The sequence below is a fragment of the Allohoeflea poritis genome (genome assembly GCF_027889715.1).
GTDB classification, from domain to species: Bacteria; Pseudomonadota; Alphaproteobacteria; order Rhizobiales; family Rhizobiaceae; genus Hoeflea_A; species Hoeflea_A poritis.
The window spans coordinates 1-17,187 of sequence record NZ_JAPJZH010000005.1; the positions used below are offsets into that span (position 1 = coordinate 1).

The 17,187-nt window shown below is 62.6% G+C and carries 19 protein-coding genes; 14 read left to right on the plus strand and 5 right to left on the minus strand.

Annotation, left to right across the window (positions count from 1 at the left end; translation table 11 throughout):
• Window positions 1-74 precede the first annotated feature (74 nt).
• Together OOZ53_RS09325 and OOZ53_RS09330 are read right to left on the minus strand one after the other, a co-directional pair.
• A complete protein-coding gene (locus OOZ53_RS09325) occupies window positions 75-812 on the minus strand; it encodes an MBL fold metallo-hydrolase (protein ID WP_271089198.1) in 738 nt (245 codons plus the stop codon).
• A gap of 93 nt (window positions 813-905) precedes the next feature.
• Window positions 906-1,769 carry an ABC transporter six-transmembrane domain-containing protein gene (locus tag OOZ53_RS09330; protein WP_271089200.1) on the minus strand — a complete coding sequence of 288 codons (864 nt, stop codon included), beginning with the start codon at window positions 1,767-1,769 and terminating at the stop codon, window positions 906-908.
• An 87-nt stretch (window positions 1,770-1,856) separates the two neighbouring features.
• On the opposite strand from OOZ53_RS09330, the gene OOZ53_RS09335 reads away from it, so the two are divergent.
• Both OOZ53_RS09335 and OOZ53_RS09340 read left to right on the plus strand, forming a co-directional pair.
• Complete coding sequence (locus tag OOZ53_RS09335; RefSeq protein ID WP_271089203.1) at window positions 1,857-2,417, plus strand: TetR/AcrR family transcriptional regulator; 561 nt, start codon at window positions 1,857-1,859, stop codon at window positions 2,415-2,417.
• 152 nt (window positions 2,418-2,569) lie between these two features.
• Window positions 2,570-3,271, plus strand: a complete 702-nt coding sequence (locus OOZ53_RS09340) for a carboxymuconolactone decarboxylase family protein (protein WP_271089204.1) — start codon at window positions 2,570-2,572, stop codon at window positions 3,269-3,271.
• 45 nt (window positions 3,272-3,316) lie between these two features.
• On the opposite strand, the gene OOZ53_RS09345 is transcribed toward OOZ53_RS09340, so the two are convergent.
• A complete protein-coding gene (locus OOZ53_RS09345) occupies window positions 3,317-4,153 on the minus strand; it encodes a class I SAM-dependent methyltransferase (protein WP_271089205.1) in 837 nt (278 codons plus the stop codon).
• A 129-nt stretch (window positions 4,154-4,282) separates the two neighbouring features.
• Window positions 4,283-5,833 (minus strand): MFS transporter, encoded by a 1,551-nt coding sequence (locus OOZ53_RS09350; RefSeq protein ID WP_271089206.1) that lies wholly within the window; start codon window positions 5,831-5,833, stop codon window positions 4,283-4,285.
• 331 nt (window positions 5,834-6,164) lie between these two features.
• Here OOZ53_RS09350 and ffh point away from each other — a divergent pair, with 331 nt between their 5' ends.
• The 7 genes from ffh to OOZ53_RS09385 all read left to right on the plus strand — a co-directional run bounded on the left by ffh (window position 6,165) and on the right by OOZ53_RS09385 (window position 11,383).
• Window positions 6,165-7,691, plus strand: coding sequence for a signal recognition particle protein (gene ffh, locus OOZ53_RS09355; RefSeq protein ID WP_271089207.1), 1,527 nt, complete (start codon window positions 6,165-6,167; stop codon window positions 7,689-7,691).
• Between the two features lie 5 nt (window positions 7,692-7,696).
• Window positions 7,697-7,999 carry a chorismate mutase gene (locus tag OOZ53_RS09360; protein WP_271089208.1) on the plus strand — a complete coding sequence of 101 codons (303 nt, stop codon included), beginning with the start codon at window positions 7,697-7,699 and terminating at the stop codon, window positions 7,997-7,999.
• A gap of 54 nt (window positions 8,000-8,053) precedes the next feature.
• Complete coding sequence (gene rpsP, locus OOZ53_RS09365; protein ID WP_271089209.1) at window positions 8,054-8,530, plus strand: 30S ribosomal protein S16; 477 nt, start codon at window positions 8,054-8,056, stop codon at window positions 8,528-8,530.
• 64 nt (window positions 8,531-8,594) lie between these two features.
• Window positions 8,595-9,194, plus strand: coding sequence for a ribosome maturation factor RimM (gene rimM, locus OOZ53_RS09370; RefSeq protein ID WP_271089210.1), 600 nt, complete (start codon window positions 8,595-8,597; stop codon window positions 9,192-9,194).
• Window positions 9,191-9,895: a tRNA (guanosine(37)-N1)-methyltransferase TrmD gene (gene trmD, locus OOZ53_RS09375; RefSeq protein WP_271089211.1), complete on the plus strand. Its 705-nt coding sequence runs from the start codon at window positions 9,191-9,193 to the stop codon at window positions 9,893-9,895. Before rimM ends, trmD begins: the two co-directional genes overlap by 4 nt.
• Before the next feature lie 162 nt (window positions 9,896-10,057).
• Window positions 10,058-10,603, plus strand: a complete 546-nt coding sequence (gene rplS, locus OOZ53_RS09380) for a 50S ribosomal protein L19 (protein ID WP_271089213.1) — start codon at window positions 10,058-10,060, stop codon at window positions 10,601-10,603.
• A 129-nt stretch (window positions 10,604-10,732) separates the two neighbouring features.
• The gene (locus OOZ53_RS09385; protein WP_271089214.1) at window positions 10,733-11,383 is read left to right on the plus strand and encodes a glutathione S-transferase family protein; all 651 of its coding nucleotides are present in this window, start codon (window positions 10,733-10,735) and stop codon (window positions 11,381-11,383) included.
• Between the two features lie 6 nt (window positions 11,384-11,389).
• Here OOZ53_RS09385 and OOZ53_RS09390 read toward each other — a convergent pair whose 3' ends face one another.
• The gene (locus OOZ53_RS09390) at window positions 11,390-12,364 is read right to left on the minus strand and encodes a magnesium transporter CorA family protein (protein WP_271089215.1); all 975 of its coding nucleotides are present in this window, start codon (window positions 12,362-12,364) and stop codon (window positions 11,390-11,392) included.
• Window positions 12,365-12,523: 159 nt separating this feature from the next.
• Between OOZ53_RS09390 and OOZ53_RS09395 the strand changes: the two genes are divergently transcribed.
• From OOZ53_RS09395 to OOZ53_RS09415, 5 genes are all read left to right on the plus strand, one after another.
• On the plus strand, window positions 12,524-13,321 hold the full coding sequence (locus tag OOZ53_RS09395) for a transporter substrate-binding domain-containing protein (RefSeq protein WP_271089216.1): 798 nt from the start codon (window positions 12,524-12,526) through the stop codon (window positions 13,319-13,321).
• A gap of 62 nt (window positions 13,322-13,383) precedes the next feature.
• Window positions 13,384-14,208 carry an amino acid ABC transporter permease gene (locus OOZ53_RS09400; RefSeq protein WP_271089217.1) on the plus strand — a complete coding sequence of 275 codons (825 nt, stop codon included), beginning with the start codon at window positions 13,384-13,386 and terminating at the stop codon, window positions 14,206-14,208.
• 37 nt (window positions 14,209-14,245) lie between these two features.
• On the plus strand, window positions 14,246-14,392 hold the full coding sequence (locus OOZ53_RS09405) for a hypothetical protein (RefSeq protein ID WP_271089219.1): 147 nt from the start codon (window positions 14,246-14,248) through the stop codon (window positions 14,390-14,392).
• A gap of 52 nt (window positions 14,393-14,444) precedes the next feature.
• Window positions 14,445-15,851 (plus strand): 3-isopropylmalate dehydratase large subunit, encoded by a 1,407-nt coding sequence (gene leuC / locus OOZ53_RS09410; RefSeq protein WP_271089220.1) that lies wholly within the window; start codon window positions 14,445-14,447, stop codon window positions 15,849-15,851.
• 158 nt (window positions 15,852-16,009) lie between these two features.
• The gene (locus tag OOZ53_RS09415) at window positions 16,010-17,164 is read left to right on the plus strand and encodes a GGDEF domain-containing protein (protein ID WP_271089221.1); all 1,155 of its coding nucleotides are present in this window, start codon (window positions 16,010-16,012) and stop codon (window positions 17,162-17,164) included.
• Window positions 17,165-17,187 lie beyond the last annotated feature (23 nt).

Below are 17,187 nucleotides of genomic sequence, written 5' to 3' on the forward strand. Positions count from 1 at the left end.
ACGCGCAAGCCATTTCCTCAGCTTCATACATATCGCCGCCGCAATCCTATGGATGCGATGAATGTCGATTCAGCCTAGAGCGCCGCGACCGCCGGCGCATAGAGCTGCCTGGCGTTGCCCTTCACCGGATCGCCATGGGCCGGCAGGACATGATCGAATTCCATCCCGGCCAGGATGCTGCGGATCTCGTCCGGATCGGGCTTGGCGACCTTCCGCCAGCCGGGGCCGATATTGTGCGGCTTGATGAAGCCCATCATGCGCATCATCAGGCGCGCCGGCAGGTTGAAATAGCGGTTGGTCGTTGCCCAGTTCTGCAGGCAGTCGCCGGAGACGACGATGCCGCCATCGCGTTCCAGCAACAACAGGCCCTCGGCGGTGGCGGTCGATTCGAACAAAGCCAGCCGTGCATTCTTCAACGGAAGGCCGGTGTCGCGGTCAATGACAATATCCGGTGAAAAATAGGGCTCGGCCTTGCTGTCGAAACCGGGGACATAGGGAGCATCGACCGACCAGACCGTAGCGCCGTAGCGGTCCTTGTAGAAGGGATCGTCTCTGCCGTGAAATCCGGCGATGCGGATGATGTTGCTGACATTGCCAAGCGCTTCCACCGCCTTCAGACCTGCCTCATTCAGACGGACCGAGTTGATCAGCGTGACCTCGCCATCCTCGGCCACGATGGTCATGTTCCGGCTGAAGCGGACGGGCAATGGCCCGCTAATGGTCATCGATCCGGTAACGAAGTGAATGCCCGCAAACACTTCGACAAGATCGCCATGGGCACCGGCCGGCGGGAAGGGTCGCCTTTTCGTCATCCTGCTCTCCCGTGGACCGCTGTGTGGTGCGATCCCGCGGCGCAATATAGCTTGCCAATCATCACGCTCCAACTCGCACTGCCGAAATGCGCGTCAGGCCGTTTCCTGTGGCCGGTTGATGCGCTGCATGATCTCCGTCAGGCGCGACCAGCCCTGCAGGGTCATCGGCAGGACGAGGGCGGATTCGACGAATTCCCAGGAATAGCTGATGATCGAAAAGATGGTGCCGACGCTGGCCGCGAGGTGCGTCGCCGCGAACCACAGATTGAAGACGATGAAGGCGAGCAGCACGAGGAAGATCGCGCCATAGACAAAGGCCTCGGTGTCGGAAAGCCTGATCTCGATGCGGCGCAGGCGGTCAAGGTGCGACAGGAGGCGCGCCGGCGCGCGTGATTCGAGGATCTTCACCTGCTTTTCCGTCTGGTGATTGTGGTCGCCGTTCAGGCGGAAGAAGCGTCCGTGGAATGCCCAGTAGATGAGGATCATCAGCACTGCGCTCGCCATTGCGGCATAGGACAGATACGGGTGGAAGGTGAACAGGATGACCAGCGCTATGGTCAGTTGAACGACGGAATTCATGACCGCCGGCATTTCGGTCTCGAGAAAGTCCACCAGTTCGCGGCCCATGCCCAGGCGGGCGTTCTGGCGCGAGACCGGGGCATTGCCAGATCGGCCGATCAGCTCGGTTCCGAGCGCGACACGGATGGTGCCGTAGGCGCGCGTATCGTAGACGCGCCGAGCGACTCCGATCACGATGAGGCCGGCCAGGATCGCCGCCAGCCTGATCAGCGCGTCCATGTCGCCCTTGAGCAGGCCGTCAATTGCAAATCCCATGAATAGCGGTATCAGCGCCGTCAGCGTCGTCTCGCACAGGGTCAGCAGCCAGGTCAGGCTGATCTGCCGCAGGAATTTCCGGATCAGTGTCGCGACCGTCAGCGGCTCGTCCTTGAGTATCATTTCGGATTCCGATCGCAGGGGTTGCGGAAAGGCGTCAACTTATGAGACATATGTGTCTTGTAACGAATATCAAGATGTGATACAAGCATGTCTCAGAAACACGACCGGCGGTTCGCCCGCTCGCAGCAGGCAATCATCGAAGCCGGGATCGCCACGCTTCTGCGCAATCCGTCTGCCGGCATGTCCGAAATCGCAGATGCGGCCGGCATAGGCCGGGCGACGCTTTACCGGCATTTCGACTCGCGCGAGGCGCTGGTCCGCAAGTTGGCACTCACCTGCATGGAAGAGACGCAGGCAGCCCTGCAACCCCATGAGGATCTGTCCGGCCGGGCGGCGGTCGAGGCAATTATCGACGTGCTGATGCCGATGACGGACCGTTTCAGGTTCCTGGTCAGCCTGTGGTCACTTGTGGAGGGCGACGCGCAGGTGGCGCGGATCGAAGCACGGATGCGCGACGAGATGCTCGACATGTTTCAGCAGGGGATCGCGGCCGGCGACTTCCGTGCCGATCTGCCGGCGTCCTGGATGGCGGCGTTCTTCGACAGCACGCTTATGGCCGGCTGGACACTGGTCGAAGCGGGCTCGGCGACGTCGGCTGAAGCCGCCGCCTTCGTCAAGCGTTCCTTCCTCGCAGGGTGCGGGAAATAGACCGGTCGTATCCGATCGGGCGCTGGCAGCCCTGGCCATAATCGGCACTGATGACCCGAATCATCAATCACGATTTCTCGCACAAAATCCTCTCACATAGAGTGCGGCAAACGGCTGGTCTGATGGCCGCCGAAGAACAGGGAGGTGATATTATGCAGCGGATGCCGATGATCGAGCGGGAGAATATCTCCGGAGATCTTGCCGTCTTCTACGATTCCGTTGCAGCCTTGCTTGGCCGCGTTCCGCGCTTTTACCGAACGATTTCCAGCGCTCCGTGGCTTGCCATGTGTTTCTTGCCCATCAACGCCACCGCCCAGCGCCAGTGGCCGGGCACGCGCATCTCCGGACGCGTGAAGGAACTCGTCGTCATCAAGACCAGCCACGTCAATGGTTGTGAATACTGCTATGCCCACAATACGGCGCTTGGCGCGGCAGCCGGCATTACCGAAGATGAAGTCATCGCGCTCAGTTCGGACGAATATCTGAAATCCGCGACATTGTCGGACGCCGAAAAGGCGGCCGTCCGCTGGGCCGAGGCAATGACCCGCAACACCGCCGGCAAGGACGATGCGCTGTTCGCCGAACTCAAGGAGCATTTCCCGGACGGCGAGATCGTCGAGATCAGCATGGTCTGCGCCATGTTCAACATGATCAACCGGCTGACCGACAGCCTGGGCGTGCCGATCGAGGAACAGGCCGAGATCGACCTGATCAAACCATCGCTCAATCTCGATCCGGCGAAGGTCAAGGACTACGTGTCCTGGATGGCCGGCTTCTGGCCGCATGCCGATTTCGACAGCCTCAACAGGCAGGCCGCGGAGGCAGCGGAACGGCCGGCCGAGGCTGCGGAGTAGGAGACTACAGACGCCTTGCAGGCGACGCGCCGACCATTGTGCGCTCTAGCTCCGGCGCGCGACCAGGATGACCGGTTCGATCTGGTGGTCGTCGAGCGCCTTGGCGTAGTTGGAGAATTTCTCGGGCGCGTTTCCGCCGGTCAGCAGATGCAGACCGAGCGGCGGCGGGCCGTCGGCCTCGGCGGCGCGCGCGAAAACGTCCTGGAAGAAGCCGATCGCGAATTCCCTCAAATTCTCCTCTTCGACGAGCGTGAAGCCCGCCGCTTCCAGCAGGGAAACGGTTTCGTCGCGGGATTTCAGGAAGCTCGTTTCGTGTGTTTCCGCCCACGGAACCGGATAGCGCATGCCCGCGCCGGGCCCGTCCATGACATCGAAGATGCATAGCGGCGCGCCCGGGCGCATTGTCCGGGCCAGTTCGCCATAGAATGCGGATCGGTCGGCTATGTTCATCGCCACGTGGAAGGTGAGCGCGGCATCGAATTCCGCATCGCCGAACGGCATGTCGACCACGCTGCCCGTTTCGAAGCGGCACCGGTCCGAAAGACCCATGCGCTCCGTCAGCCGCCGCGCCGTTTCCACATAGTCCGGCGTCAGATCCAGGCCGGTCACCCGACACTCGCACTCGGCCGCCAGCACCCTGGCCGTTCCGCCGATGCCCGAACCGGCGTCCAGCACGTGCATGTCTTTCTCGAGCGGGAAGAGCTTCAATGCCTTCATCGTGGCAAGCCGGCCGGCCGTATGAAACTCGTCGACGGGCGCGACGTCCTGCGGGTTGATCCGGTCGAGCGGCGTGCCGCTGCGCTTCAGCCCGTCGATAATCGCGTCTTCAAGGTTGGGGCGGCTGTAATGGGCGGCAACAGCCCTTTCGAGTTCTTTCGACATTATCCGGCTCCCTGTCATCGGCGTCCTGCGGATATTGTACCATCCACCCGCTCGCCGCTTGATCCTCCTTGCCATTTTACAGTCGAAGGTGGCCTCAAGGCGGCAAATCCGGTCCCGGCGCTTCGCGGGTCATTCGTCAATGGCGTGAAGCTTGCTCTCGTCGATGGCGGCGATGACGAAAAGGCCGACAACCGCCGACAACAAAACGGGCCAGTAGGCAAGGCTCATGCCGGCGGCGAATGAGTCGCTGAGGATTGAACGGATCTTTTCGGCGTCCTGCGGGCTGTAACGGGAAAGCACGTCGGCGACCGCGGCAGTAGAGGTCGAACCGCCGCTCAAAGCCGACAGATCCGCAGCGGGCAGCGAGATGCCGGCCTGTTTGAGCGCCGCCTGGATACGGCCCGTGCCGGACCCGTACATGATGGCCGTCGCCACCGCCACGCCGATCGCGCCATAGGCCAGGTGCAGCATGAAGGACAGGCCGCCGGCGAGACCGGCCCGCGACGCCTTGACCGCGCTGACAACGGCGGTGCCGGACGTGCCCACACCCAGCGGTGCACCGAAGCCGATCAGCAGCATGGCGGGCAGAATGGCGTAGTAGCCCCAGCTGGCGGGCAGGATAATGACGGTCGCGCAGCCTAGGGCAACCAGAATGTAGCCGGCAAACAATAGCCGCTTGGGCCCGAAAGGCTGATAGAAATTGCCCGCGACGATCGATCCGACCGCAAGAGGCAACATCAGCGGGATCATGCCGAAGGAGGCGGTCAGGACCGACCATCCGAGCGTTTTCTGCATGAATTGCGGAAAATACAGGAATGCGACGAAGAATGCGGGAACCATCAATGCGTTGAGCCACAATGTCAGCACGAATTCGCGGTTGCGCATCATCTGCGGCGGCAGCAGCGGATCGGCGACCCGGCGCTCAACCAGCGGGAATATGAGAAACAGGAACACGCTCGCGCACAAAAGACCGATGACCGCAATGGACCCCCAGCCCCAGTCGGCGCCGACATCGAGCGCGAACAAGAGCGCCAATATGGCCGACGACATGACGGCGATGCCGGCAAAATCGACCTTCTCGTTTTCGGCCTGCGGCGGCTGGCTGGAAAGCAGGCGAAAAACCAGCAGGGCAGCGATGCCGCCGAGGACCGCGTTGACCAGGAAGAACAGCCGCCAGTCGCCGAAATCGGATGCAACGCCGCCGATCAGCGGTCCGATCACATTGCCGCTGGTCACGCCGGCCAGGATAAGACCCATGACAAGGCCGCGCTGATCCTCGGTCGCATTCGTCGCGCCGAAAGCGATGATGCTTGGCCAGACAAGCGCGGCTCCGAACCCTTGAACCGCGCGGGCGGCAATCAGGAAGTAGATGTCGGGGGCCAGCAGGCAGCCGATCGAGGCGAGGACAAACAGTGCGAGGCCGATCAGCAGAACGCTTCGCCGGTCGCGGGTGTCGCCGAGGCGCCCGCCGGTCACCATGAACATGGCGAATGTCAGAGCGTAGATATTGAGAACCCACTGGGTCGTGGTGATGTCGGCGGACAGATCGGCTTCGATGGCGGGCACGAGAAGCAGCGCGCCGGTAAAGTCGGTGCCGATCGTGAAGGCGGTGATCATCAGCGTGGCGATGCCCAGCACCGTGTGGCCGCCGACAGGACCCGATTGCTCTTGCGATGACATGGCATCCCCCATATTTCGGTCCCGCTGATCGGCGGGCCGGTGTATTCACCGCTGTTTGCTTGTCCGGACGACAGCGTATCCGGTGTTTGACGCGTCTGTCCACGCCACATCCGCCTTGACAATTGCCCGGCAATCCTGTTTATCCGCGCCATTCCGCGACGAGTTGACAACTCCGAGCCGCTGACCGGGACCCGCGAAGGTATAAAGAGATCCCGGAAGCCAACACCCGGCAGCGCGATGCGCCCCCGGGTGCGTTTGTGCTTTGGGCTTGTCATTTCGGCACCGGATAACGATCTTTCGGGGACAGGCTCCGAGAGCAAGGAAATGATGGATGTTTGAAAGCCTTCAAGATCGCCTGGGTTCTATCCTCAACGGGCTGACCGGCCGTGGCGCGCTGTCCGAAAAGGATGTTTCGGCGGCACTGCGCGAGGTGCGCCGGGCGCTGCTCGAGGCCGATGTGGCGCTCGAAGTGGTGCGCTCCTTCACCGACAAGGTGCGCGAGAAGGCCGTCGGCGCGGACGTTCTGAAATCCATCAAGCCCGGCCAGATGGTGGTCAAGATCGTTCATGACGAGCTGGTCGCCATGCTCGGCGAAGAGGGCGTTGCAATCGACCTCAACGCGCCGGCGCCGCTCGTCGTGATGATGGTCGGTCTGCAGGGGTCGGGCAAGACGACAACCACCGGCAAGATCGCCGCGCGGCTTGCCTCGCGCGACAAGAAAAAGGCGCTGATGGCGTCGCTCGACACGCGCCGTCCCGCCGCCCAGGAACAGCTACGCCAGCTCGGCGAGCAGACCGGGGTCGACACGCTGCCCATCGTCGCCGGCCAGTCACCGACGCAGATCGCCGAGCGCGCCGTTCAGGCCGCCAGGCTCGGCGGCCATGACATCGTCATTCTCGACACGGCAGGCCGAACCCATATCGACGAGCCGCTGATGGTCGAGATGGCCGACATCAAGGCCAAGTCGAGCCCGCACGAGATCCTGCTCGTCGCCGACGCGCTGACCGGCCAGGACGCGGTGAACCTTGCCCGCAATTTCGACGAGCGCGTGGGCATCACCGGCCTCGTGCTGACCCGTATGGATGGCGACGGCCGCGGCGGCGCGGCCCTTTCGATGCGCGCGGTTACCGGCAAGCCGATCAAGCTGATCGGCACGGGCGAGAAGATGGATGCGCTGGAAGAGTTTCATCCGCGGCGCATCGCCGACCGCATCCTCGGCATGGGCGACATCGTTTCGCTTGTCGAGAAAGCGGCCGAGACGATCGACGCGGAAAAAGCGCAGGTCATGGCCGACCGCATGAAGGCCGGCAAGTTCGACCTCAACGATCTGTCGGATCAGCTCAGGCAGATGCAGAAGATGGGCGGCATGTCCGGTTTCATGGGCCTGATGCCCGGCATGGGCAAGATGAAGGACCAGATCGCCGCCGCCGGACTCGACGATACGGTCTTCCGCCGTCAGCTCGCCATCATCTCGTCGATGACGAAAAAGGAGCGGGCCAATCCCGACATTCTGAAACATTCGCGCAAGAAGCGCATCGCCGCCGGTTCCGGCACCAATGCCGCCGAGATCAACAAGCTTCTGAAAATGCACCGCCAGATGGCCGACATGATGAAAGCGATGGGCGGCAAGGGCAAAAAGGCAGGCATGCTCGGCAAGATGATGGGCGGCCTGACCGGCGGCATGGGCGGCATGGGCGGCATGCCCGATCCTAAACAGCTCGAGGCTCTGAAGAAGCAGGCGGATGCGGCGGGCCTCGGCAATTCCGGCGGTCTGCCCGGTCTTGGCGGCGGCACTGCCCTGCCCGGCCTTGGCGGCCCGAAACTTCCCGGCCTGCCGGGCCTGCCCAAAAAGAAGTGACGACGATGACGACCGATCCGCAAGCCCGCCTCAACGAACTGCGCCGCTCGATCGACAATTTCGATGCCGCGCTGATCCACATTCTGGCTGAACGCTTCCGCTGCACGCAGGCAGTCGGCAAGCTCAAGGCCGAATTCGACATGCCGCCCGCCGATCCGGCGCGTGAAAAGCGGCAGGTCGAACGCCTGCGCAAACTCGCCGAGGAGGCCGATCTCGATTCCGATTTCGCAGAGGCCGTCCTCAATTTCATCATCAAGGAAGTCATTCGCCACCATGAAGCCCTCCGGCACCGCGCGGACGGCGAATGAACCCTTGAGGCGAACCCGAAACACCGAAAAAACAGCACTTCAAAGGAACAGAAAATGGCATTGAAAATTCGTCTGGCCCGTGGCGGGTCGAAAAAGCGCCCCTATTATCACGTCGTCATCGCCGATGTGCGCTCACCGCGCGACGGCCGCTTCATCGAGAGGGTAGGCAAGTGGGATCCGATGCTGCCCAAGGACGGCGCCCGCGTCGAGCTCAATGAGGAGCGCATCAAGCATTGGCTGGATCACGGCGCGCAGCCGACGGACCGCGTCCTGCGTTTCCTCGATGCCGCAGGTCTTGCAAAGCGTCCGGCCCGCAACAATCCGAACAAGGCGAAGCTCGGCAAGAAAGCCCAGGAGCGTCTCGACGAGCTGAAGGCCAAGGAAGAAGAGGCCGCAGCCGAGGCCGCCGAGGCGGAAGCCGCAGCAGCCGAAGCGCCTGCCGAAGAGGCACCGGCTGAGGAAGCGCCCGCCGAAGAAACTCCGGCGGAAGAAGCGCCGGCGGAAGAGGAAGTAAAAGAAACCGCCGAATAGGCCGGTTTTCGCATTATGATGAGCGGGCGGCATTCTTGCTGCCCGTTTTTGTTTGCAGGCGGATATGGCACAAACCGACGATCTCATCGTGATGGCCGAAATCGGCGCGCCGCATGGCGTGCGCGGCGAATTGCGCGCCAGGGCCTTTACCGCGGATCCGCTGGCGATCGGCGACTACGGGTCGCTGGTCGATGCGAATGGCCGTGTCTTCACCGTCCTTTCCGTGCGTCCGACCAAGAACGTCGTCATCCTGCGGCTCGAAGGGGTCGGCAGCCGGGAGGCGGCCGAGGCTTTGAAGGGTTTGCAGTTGCACATTCCGCGCAGCCGTCTGGAAGACGGAACGCTGGACGACGAAGAGTTCTTCCAGAGCGATCTGGTCGGTCTTGCCGTGCGCGATGCCGGCGGAACAGATTATGGCACGGTCATTGCCATGCATAATTTCGGCGCCGGCGACATCCTGGAAATAAGGCTGTCCAAGGGCAGGGCGTCCATGATCCCGTTCTCCGAGGCAGCCGTACCGGATATCGATTTCGAAACGGGTGTGCTCACGGTCGATCCCCTGGCGGCGGGCCTTGACGATCCGCAGGAAAGCCAGGGCCCGGGCAGCCGCCGCCGGCGTCCCGCGAACAAGGCTGCGGGCAAGACAGGCGGAGAGCGGCAATGAGTTTCCGCGCCAGTATCCTCAGCCTTTACCCGCAGATGTTTCCAGGCCATCTCGGCGAATCCCTTGCCGGACGCGCCCTGGAGCGCGGCGACTGGGAACTCGATACGGTCCAGATCCGGGACTTTGCGACCGACCGGCACAGAAGCGTCGACGACACGCCGGCTGGCGGCGGCGCCGGCATGGTGCTGCGTCCGGATGTGCTTGCCGCCGCGATCGATCATGCCAGCCCGCAAGGCGACGAGCGCCCACGGCTGCTGATGAGCCCGCGCGGCCGGCCGCTGACGCAGGAACGCGTGCGTGAACTTGCACGCGGTCCCGGCGCGGTGATCGTCTGCGGCCGTTTCGAGGGCATCGATCAGCGGGTCATCGACGCGCGAGCGCTAGAGGAGGTGTCCGTGGGCGACTATGTGCTGTCCGGCGGCGAGCCGGCGGCGCTGACACTGCTCGATGCGGTCGTGCGGCTGTTGCCCGGTGTCATGGGCAATGCGGCATCCGGCGAATTCGAGAGTTTCGAGACGGGTCTGCTCGAGCATCCGCACTATACGCGGCCACAGGACTGGGAAGAGCGGGCAATTCCGGATGTGCTGCTTTCCGGCAACCACGCGAAGATCGAGGCGTGGCGGCGCGCGCAATCGGAAGAACTGACCCGGCAGCAGCGTCCTGATCTTCTCCAGGCCAAAAAAAAGCCGCCGCAGGGATGACAATCGGGCGCTGTTGGTGTATGTGCCCCGCCAGCCGGTTTATCCGACACCGCCAAGCAAAGAATGGTGAACACGCTCAGCCGAAACGGCAGGCCCCGAGGCAACCACCGACGGGTTCTCAAGCGCTCTGGCCGTCAAAGAACAAAGAAAGGTTCAGGACCCATGGATATCATCCGTGAACTTGAGGCCGAACAGGCCGCGAAAATCGAAGCCAAGCGCAAGCTGCCCGAATTCTCGCCGGGCGACACGGTGCGCGTCATGGTGCGCGTCACGGAAGGCAGCCGCACCCGCGTACAGGCCTATGAGGGCGTGTGCATTGCCCGCTCGGGCGGCGGCATCAACGAGAATTTCACCGTCCGCAAGATTTCCTATGGCGAAGGCGTCGAGCGTGTCTTTCCGATCTATTCGCCGATGGTCGAGGCGGTCGAAGTCGTGCGCCGCGGCAAGGTGCGCCGCGCCAAGCTCTATTATCTGCGTGAGCGCCGCGGCAAGTCGGCCCGCATCACCGAAAACACCAATGTCCGTGCCCGCAAGCTGAACGAGGCCGAGCGCCAGGCGCTGGCTGCCGAGAAAGCCCGCATCGAGGCCGAGAAGGTTGCCGCCGCCGAGGCGCTGGCTGCCGAAAAGGCGGCGGAGGAAGCAGCGGCAAAGGCGGCTGCCGAGGCTGCGGAAGCAACGGAAGCACCGGCGGAGGACAAGGCCGAATAGGTCTTACCCGCAAGCATTCGATCACAATCGGAAACGCGCGCTTGACGGCGCGCGTTTTTCGTTGCGCGTTCAATCAGGACAGTATGAGAGACAAGGGTGCGGGAACCCGGTACCGGAGGATGGGAAACGATGTCATATGTGCTGCACAACAGGCTTGGATCAGGCGGCTTCGCCATTGAGGCGGTGCTGGAACTCGCGGAGCTTTCCTACCGGCTGGACCTGATCGATTCCGCGCCTGGGTCCGACCTTCCCGGCGGAGCGGCTTCGCTCAATCCCTGGCGGCAGGTGCCGGTCCTGGAGTGCCCGGACGGCAAGATCGTCACGGAGACCGCGGCGATCCTTTTTTATCTTGACGAAAAACACGCCAGCCTGCGCGACGGGCCGCATCTTTTCGTCGAGGACAGGGCGGCCTTTTACCGCTGGCCGGTCTTTCTGTCGGTGAATGTCTATGAGGGCTTTCTGCGCATGGTCTATCCGGACCGCTATCTCGGCCCCGACTCCGACGCGGTTGGCGCGCTGCGCAAAGCGGCGGGCGGGCGCATCCATGAAGCGTTCAAGCTCATCGAGGACCGGCTCAACGAAACGCAATATCTGTGCGGCGACCGGCTGTCGCCGGCGGATGTCTATTGCGCGATGCTCTTTTCGTGGCACAGGAAGCGGCAGGACCTGCCGTTGTGCACGCGGCTCACCGAGCGTGTCGCCCGCCATCCGGTGGTGGCGCCCGTTTGGCGAAAGAATTTCGACCACTGGCTGGACCGGAAATGGGCCGACGAAGAGTGATTTTTTCTAAAGCAGTTTCTTGATGCGGAAGAAGCCCCAGGTCGCCAGCGCCGAGGCAAGCATCAGGATGACGGAAAACTCGTAGCCGAGCGCCCAGCTCAGCTCCGGCATGTCGGCGAAATTCATGCCGTAGACCGAGGCGATCAGCGTCGGCGGCATGAAGACGACGGCGACGACCGAGAAGATCTTGATGATCTGGTTCTGTTCGAGATTGACGAGACCGACTGTTGCATCGAGCAGGAAATTGAGCTTGTTGTCGATCGCCGCGCCATGCTCGCGGATCGAGCGCAGGTCACGCGCAAGGCCCTTGAGCTGGGCGCGCTGTTCCTTGCTCAGCCCGGCGACGGTGGCGCCCTGGCTCAGGAAATAGACCAGCCGTGTCAGCGTCGCGTTGCTCTCATGCACCTTGGCGATCATCATGCCGGTGCTGCCCACCTTCCTGATGGCGTTCTTGTAGTCGCCGCTTTTGCGGGCGCTGATGCCCTCGTGGAAAATGGCCGTCGACATCGTGTCCACTTCGCCGGCGGAAAGTTCGACAAGGTCCGCCAGCCTGTCGACAATGACATCGAGCAGCGTCATCAGCGCCTGCGCGGGCGATGAACCGATCGCCGGATCCTTCAACAGGCGTTGGCGGAACAGCTCGATGGACAGCGGCTCCCCGTGCCGCACCGTGATCAATTGCTCCGCATTGACGGCAAATGTGACGGCGGTGGCTTCGGGCGTGGATTTCGATCCGGCATAGGGCAGGGTCGCCGTCATGAAAAGCGTGTTGTCCTGCTGGTAGACGCGGCTGGAGGATTCGATCTCGACCATTTCCTCGCGTGTCGGGATTTCAAGGCCGGTGACCTTCTCGACAAGTTCTCTTTCCGCGGCGCTCGGGTCGCACAGATCGATCCAGAACGGGCCGCCCTTTGTGCCCGTTTCGGCAAGGTCCGATGAGGTGATCGTCCGTCCGTCTTCAATCCTGTATGCCGTCAGCATGGCAGCCCCCGTTGCGGTTTTGTCGCGGCAACAATAGCGGCTGCGGCAAAACCGCGGCAACCGCCATGGCGCGTCTTGTCTTGGCCGGCTCAACTGTGACATTCTCCCCCTTTCGCCGGCGCAGCCAGAACCAAGCCGGGCAAAAACAGGGAGCTAACCATGTCATCAGTCAAATCGCTTATCGCCGCGGCGCTGACCGTCGCGATCGCACCCTTCGCCGCTGCTGCGGCCGATCTGCCCGACCTCGGCGGAAAATCCGTTACCGTCGTTACCGAAAACGCCTATCCGCCGCTGCAGTTCATCGATCCGAAAAACGGCAACCAGATCGGCTGGGAATATGATGCGATGGACGAGATCGCCAAGCGGCTCAACATGAAGGTGGAATACCAGAACACCAGCTGGGACGCGATGATCCAGGCGGTTTCCGATGCCCAGTACGATGTCGGCATGACCGGCATCACGATCAAGGAAGAGCGCAAGGAAAAGGTCGACTTTTCGGAGCCATACATGCGCTCGGAGATGTTCATGCTGGTGCGCGGCGATGAGGACCGCTTCAGCGATGCCCAGAGTTTTGCGGCATTCGCGGACGGGCTTGTCGGCGCGCAATCGGGAACCACGCCATTTTATGTCGCGGTCTATGACGTGCTGGACGGCAATGAGCAGAACCCGCGTATCAAGCTGTTCGAGACCTTCGGGGCGCAGGTCCAGGCCTTGCGGGCCGGCGATGTCGATCTGGTGCTGACCGACGGCACGGCGGGCAAGGGCTACGTCAAGGCCTCGAACGGCGCGCTGAAACTGGTTGGCGACCCGCTCGGCACCGAGGATTTCGGCTTCATCTTCCCGAAGGGGTCCGATCTCGTCGGGCCGATCAACGCGGCCATTGCCGACATGAAGGCCGATGGCACAATCGATGCCCTGAACACGAAGTGGTTCCTCGAATACGAGCTCGGCAAATAGACTTGGCTCCAACCATTCATGCGGGCGGAGCCTCGGCCCCGCCCGCGACTTGACCGGCTCCCATGGCGACAGGCAGGACCTCCAGCGACAAGGATTTTCCCTACTGGCTCGTCGCCGCGGGGACGATCGCCGTCATCATTGCGGTCGTCATTGTCACGAACGACCTTTATCTCGAAGTTCTCAACATCGTTTCGAAGGGTGTCTGGATCACCATCTTCGTGACGCTTGTCGGCTTTACGCTGGCTTCGGCGCTCGGCCTGCTGATCGCCGTGATGGGCCTGTCGCAATCGCTGGTGCTTCGGCAGATCGCCCGCTTCTATGTCGAGATCATCCGCGGCGTGCCGATCCTGGTGCTGCTTTTCTACATCGCCTTTGTCGGCGCGCCGGGGTTCGTGCATGCGTGGAATTTCCTGACATCGCCGCTGCAGGAGGCGGGTCTGCTGTCAGAGCTCAGGGTGCGCGACATCTCCCTGATGTGGCGGGCGATCATCTCGCTGACCATCGGCTATTCGGCTTTCATCGCGGAGGTCTTCCGGGCCGGAATTCTGGCGGTGGACGAGGGTCAGATCGAGGCGGCGCAAGCGCTTGGCCTGAGCCGCTGGCAGCGCTTCCGGCTGATCATCATGCCGCAGGCGCTGCGCACCATATTGCCGCCGCTCGGCAATGACTTCGTCGCCATGGTCAAGGACTCCTCGCTTGTTTCCGTGCTCGGCGTCGCCGACCTGACACAGATGGGCAAGGTCTATGCGTCCGGCTCGTTCCGCTTCTTCGAGACCTATTCCATCGTCGCCTATCTTTATCTGCTTTTGACCGTGGGGCTCTCGCTGGCGCTGCGGGCGCTCGAGCGGCGCCTGCGGCAGGCCGGGAATGTTGATGAACCCGCCTGATTGCCGCGTGGCGAAAAGCTTGATAAGAACGGTTCCAATGACGGAAAACATGATCATCGCCGGCATGAATTATATCGGCCGCGTCCGCCACCGGACGTCGACGGCCTATCTGCCCGTGCACGATCACAAGCGGCTGCCGGGACGGTTCTTCGCGCGCCTGCGGCATTCGGATGGCTGTCTCTGACAAGCGCCCTCGCCTGCACTACGACATACCCGTTTTCATTCGGACAGGAATCATGACTGAGCCAAGAACACTCTATGACAAAATCTGGGACGAGCACGTCGTCAACGAGCAGGAGGACGGAACCTGCCTGCTCTATATCGACCGCCACCTCGTCCATGAAGTGACCAGCCCGCAGGCTTTCGAGGGCCTGCGCGACGCCGGGCGCGGCGTGCGCCATCCGCACCGCACGCTGGCGGTGGTCGACCACAACGTGCCGACGACGCCGGACCGCAAGGAAGGCATCAAGAACGAGGAAAGCCGTATCCAGGTCGAGGCGCTGGCCAAAAACGCCGCCGATTTCGGCGTCGAATATTTCCACGAGGCCGATATCCGCCAGGGCATCGTGCATATTGTCGGGCCGGAACAGGGCTTCACGCTGCCGGGCACGACCATCGTGTGCGGCGATAGCCACACCTCGACGCACGGCGCTTTCGGGGCGCTGGCCCACGGGATCGGCACGTCGGAAGTGGAACATGTGCTTGCCACGCAGACGCTGATCCAGAAGAAGGCGAAGAACATGCTGGTGCGCGTCGACAACGCGGCGCCGGATGGCGTGACCGCCAAGGACATCATCCTTGCCATCATCGGTGAAATCGGCACGGCCGGCGGCACCGGCCACGTGATCGAATATGCCGGCCAGGCGATCACCGATCTGACGATGGAAGGGCGCATGACGGTCTGCAACATGACCATCGAGGGCGGCGCGCGTGCCGGCCTGATCGCACCGGACGACAAGGCTTTCGATTATCTGAAGGACCGGCCGATGGCGCCGAAGGGCGACCACTGGGACCAGGCGGTCGAGCACTGGCGCTCGCTGCGCACGGATGAGGGCGCGCAATTCGACCGCACCGTGGTGCTCGACGCGCAGCACCTGCCGCCGATCGTTTCCTGGGGCTCGTCACCGGAAGATGTCGTTTCGGTCACCGGCCATGTGCCGAATCCGGATGAAATCCAGGACGAGAACAAACGCGCCTCGAAATGGCGGGCGCTCGACTATATGGGTCTCGATGCCGGAACGAAGATCACCGACATCGAAATCGATCGGGTCTTCATCGGCTCGTGCACCAACGGACGCATCGAGGACCTGCGCGCCGCCGCGGCGATGCTGCGCGGTCACAGGGTCAGCGACCGCGTCAACGCCATGGTGGTGCCGGGCTCCGGCCTGGTCAAATCCCAGGCGGAACAGGAAGGCCTGGACAAGGTCTTCATCGACGCCGGTTTCGAATGGCGTGAGCCCGGCTGCTCCATGTGCCTTGCCATGAATGACGACCGGCTGAAACCCGGAGAGCGCTGCGCGTCGACCTCGAACCGCAATTTCGAAGGCCGGCAGGGCTACCGTGGCAGGACCCATCTCGTGTCGCCGGCGATGGCCGCGGCGGCCGCCGTCGCGGGCCGTTTTGTCGATATTCGCGACTGGTAACAATTCGTAAACCACACCATCGAATAAACAGCGGGCGAAGCTATTTTCGCCCGTTTTTCAATGGTTTTCACGCCTGCGCGCGATCCGCACGTATCCACCTGTTTACGACAAATTAGGTCCTGTCTGCTACTTCCTCGACGAAGGGGGACCGGGTAGGCGTGACTTACATTCATGCAGTCAATATCGGACTTGCGGCCGCTGTCATTTGCGGAATCGCGGCGGAGTATCTCTATGATCGCAGCCTGAAGGCCGCTTTCTGGTGGATGCTCACCTTCGTCGCTCTGATGCTGCACAGCGTCGCGTCCGTTGCCGCTCCGCTGGTCTTTACGGAACCCGTGTCGGGGTTCATAGCCTTTGCTTTCAGCATCATGGCCATCAGCTGCCTGAATGTCGGCATCGCCCAGTATTTCGGGAGCCGTGTGCCCTGGCGGCTCATCGATGTCGTTCTCGTCATCGCGGTGGTGGTCAATTTCGTCGCCGGAATGACCTTTCCGCAGAGCATGGTGGCGTCGTCCACCGCGGCCTTGTTGCTGGCCGGCGCGCAGGCGTCGGGCATTGCCATTCTGCTGGGCACCAAACGGGGCCGCCGCGATCGCGTTTTTGCCACCATTCTTGTGCTTTCGACGCTGAATTTCGCTTCAAGGCCTTTTATCGAAGCTTTTGCGCCCCAGGGGGGCGCCATCGCCATGCATGTCAACAACACGCTGGTGATGATCGCCCTGGCGAATCTGCTCATGCTGCGCCTGGCGACACGGCTCCTGAAGGACATGAAAGGGCAGTCGGAAACCGACAGCCTTTCCGGCCTGTTCAACCGCCACGGCTTCCAGGTCGCGGTCAACGGTGCGCGGAAGCTCTCGCAAAGCGTCAATCCGGCGTCGCTCATCATCTGCGATCTCGATCACTTCAAGTCGATCAATGACGAACATGGCCATTATGCCGGCGACCGGGTGATCGCCGCCTTCGGCAGGCTGGTGCGGGCCGGCGCGCGCGACGGCGATATCTGCGGTCGTGTCGGCGGCGAGGAATTCTGCGTCTATCTGCACAATTCAGATGCCCGCTCGGCGCGCCTTTTCGCGGAGTGGCTGCGGGTGGCGTTTTCGTCGACGAGCTATCCCGAGATCGACGGGAACACCCGTTTCACGGCGAGTTTCGGTGTCACGCAGGTCGATAGCGACGAATCGATCGAGGCTGCCTATATGCGCGCCGACAAAGCCCTCTACAGGGCAAAGCGCGAGGGCAGGAACTGCGTCCGCTCCGTCGGAGAGGCCGCTGAACTTTCCGGTATCAGCTTCAGCCCGCGACCGGCCGGATAGACGAACCGCCCGCCCGGCGCGTG

Coding starts and splice junctions, on each gene's coding strand:
- OOZ53_RS09325 (WP_271089198.1), bottom strand. CDS start 812: ATGACGAAAAGGCGACCCTTCCCGCCGGCCGGTGCCCATGGCGATCTT.
- OOZ53_RS09395 (WP_271089216.1), top strand. CDS start 12,524: ATGTCATCAGTCAAATCGCTTATCGCCGCGGCGCTGACCGTCGCGATC.
- OOZ53_RS09400 (WP_271089217.1), top strand. CDS start 13,384: ATGGCGACAGGCAGGACCTCCAGCGACAAGGATTTTCCCTACTGGCTC.
- trmD (WP_271089211.1), top strand. CDS start 9,191: ATGAGTTTCCGCGCCAGTATCCTCAGCCTTTACCCGCAGATGTTTCCA.
- OOZ53_RS09335 (WP_271089203.1), top strand. CDS start 1,857: ATGTCTCAGAAACACGACCGGCGGTTCGCCCGCTCGCAGCAGGCAATC.
- OOZ53_RS09350 (WP_271089206.1), bottom strand. CDS start 5,833: ATGTCATCGCAAGAGCAATCGGGTCCTGTCGGCGGCCACACGGTGCTG.
- rpsP (WP_271089209.1), top strand. CDS start 8,054: ATGGCATTGAAAATTCGTCTGGCCCGTGGCGGGTCGAAAAAGCGCCCC.
- OOZ53_RS09360 (WP_271089208.1), top strand. CDS start 7,697: ATGACGACCGATCCGCAAGCCCGCCTCAACGAACTGCGCCGCTCGATC.
- rplS (WP_271089213.1), top strand. CDS start 10,058: ATGGATATCATCCGTGAACTTGAGGCCGAACAGGCCGCGAAAATCGAA.
- rimM (WP_271089210.1), top strand. CDS start 8,595: ATGGCACAAACCGACGATCTCATCGTGATGGCCGAAATCGGCGCGCCG.
- OOZ53_RS09405 (WP_271089219.1), top strand. CDS start 14,246: ATGACGGAAAACATGATCATCGCCGGCATGAATTATATCGGCCGCGTC.
- OOZ53_RS09385 (WP_271089214.1), top strand. CDS start 10,733: ATGTCATATGTGCTGCACAACAGGCTTGGATCAGGCGGCTTCGCCATT.
- OOZ53_RS09390 (WP_271089215.1), bottom strand. CDS start 12,364: ATGCTGACGGCATACAGGATTGAAGACGGACGGACGATCACCTCATCG.
- OOZ53_RS09330 (WP_271089200.1), bottom strand. CDS start 1,769: ATGATACTCAAGGACGAGCCGCTGACGGTCGCGACACTGATCCGGAAA.
- OOZ53_RS09340 (WP_271089204.1), top strand. CDS start 2,570: ATGCAGCGGATGCCGATGATCGAGCGGGAGAATATCTCCGGAGATCTT.
- OOZ53_RS09345 (WP_271089205.1), bottom strand. CDS start 4,153: ATGTCGAAAGAACTCGAAAGGGCTGTTGCCGCCCATTACAGCCGCCCC.
- leuC (WP_271089220.1), top strand. CDS start 14,445: ATGACTGAGCCAAGAACACTCTATGACAAAATCTGGGACGAGCACGTC.
- ffh (WP_271089207.1), top strand. CDS start 6,165: ATGTTTGAAAGCCTTCAAGATCGCCTGGGTTCTATCCTCAACGGGCTG.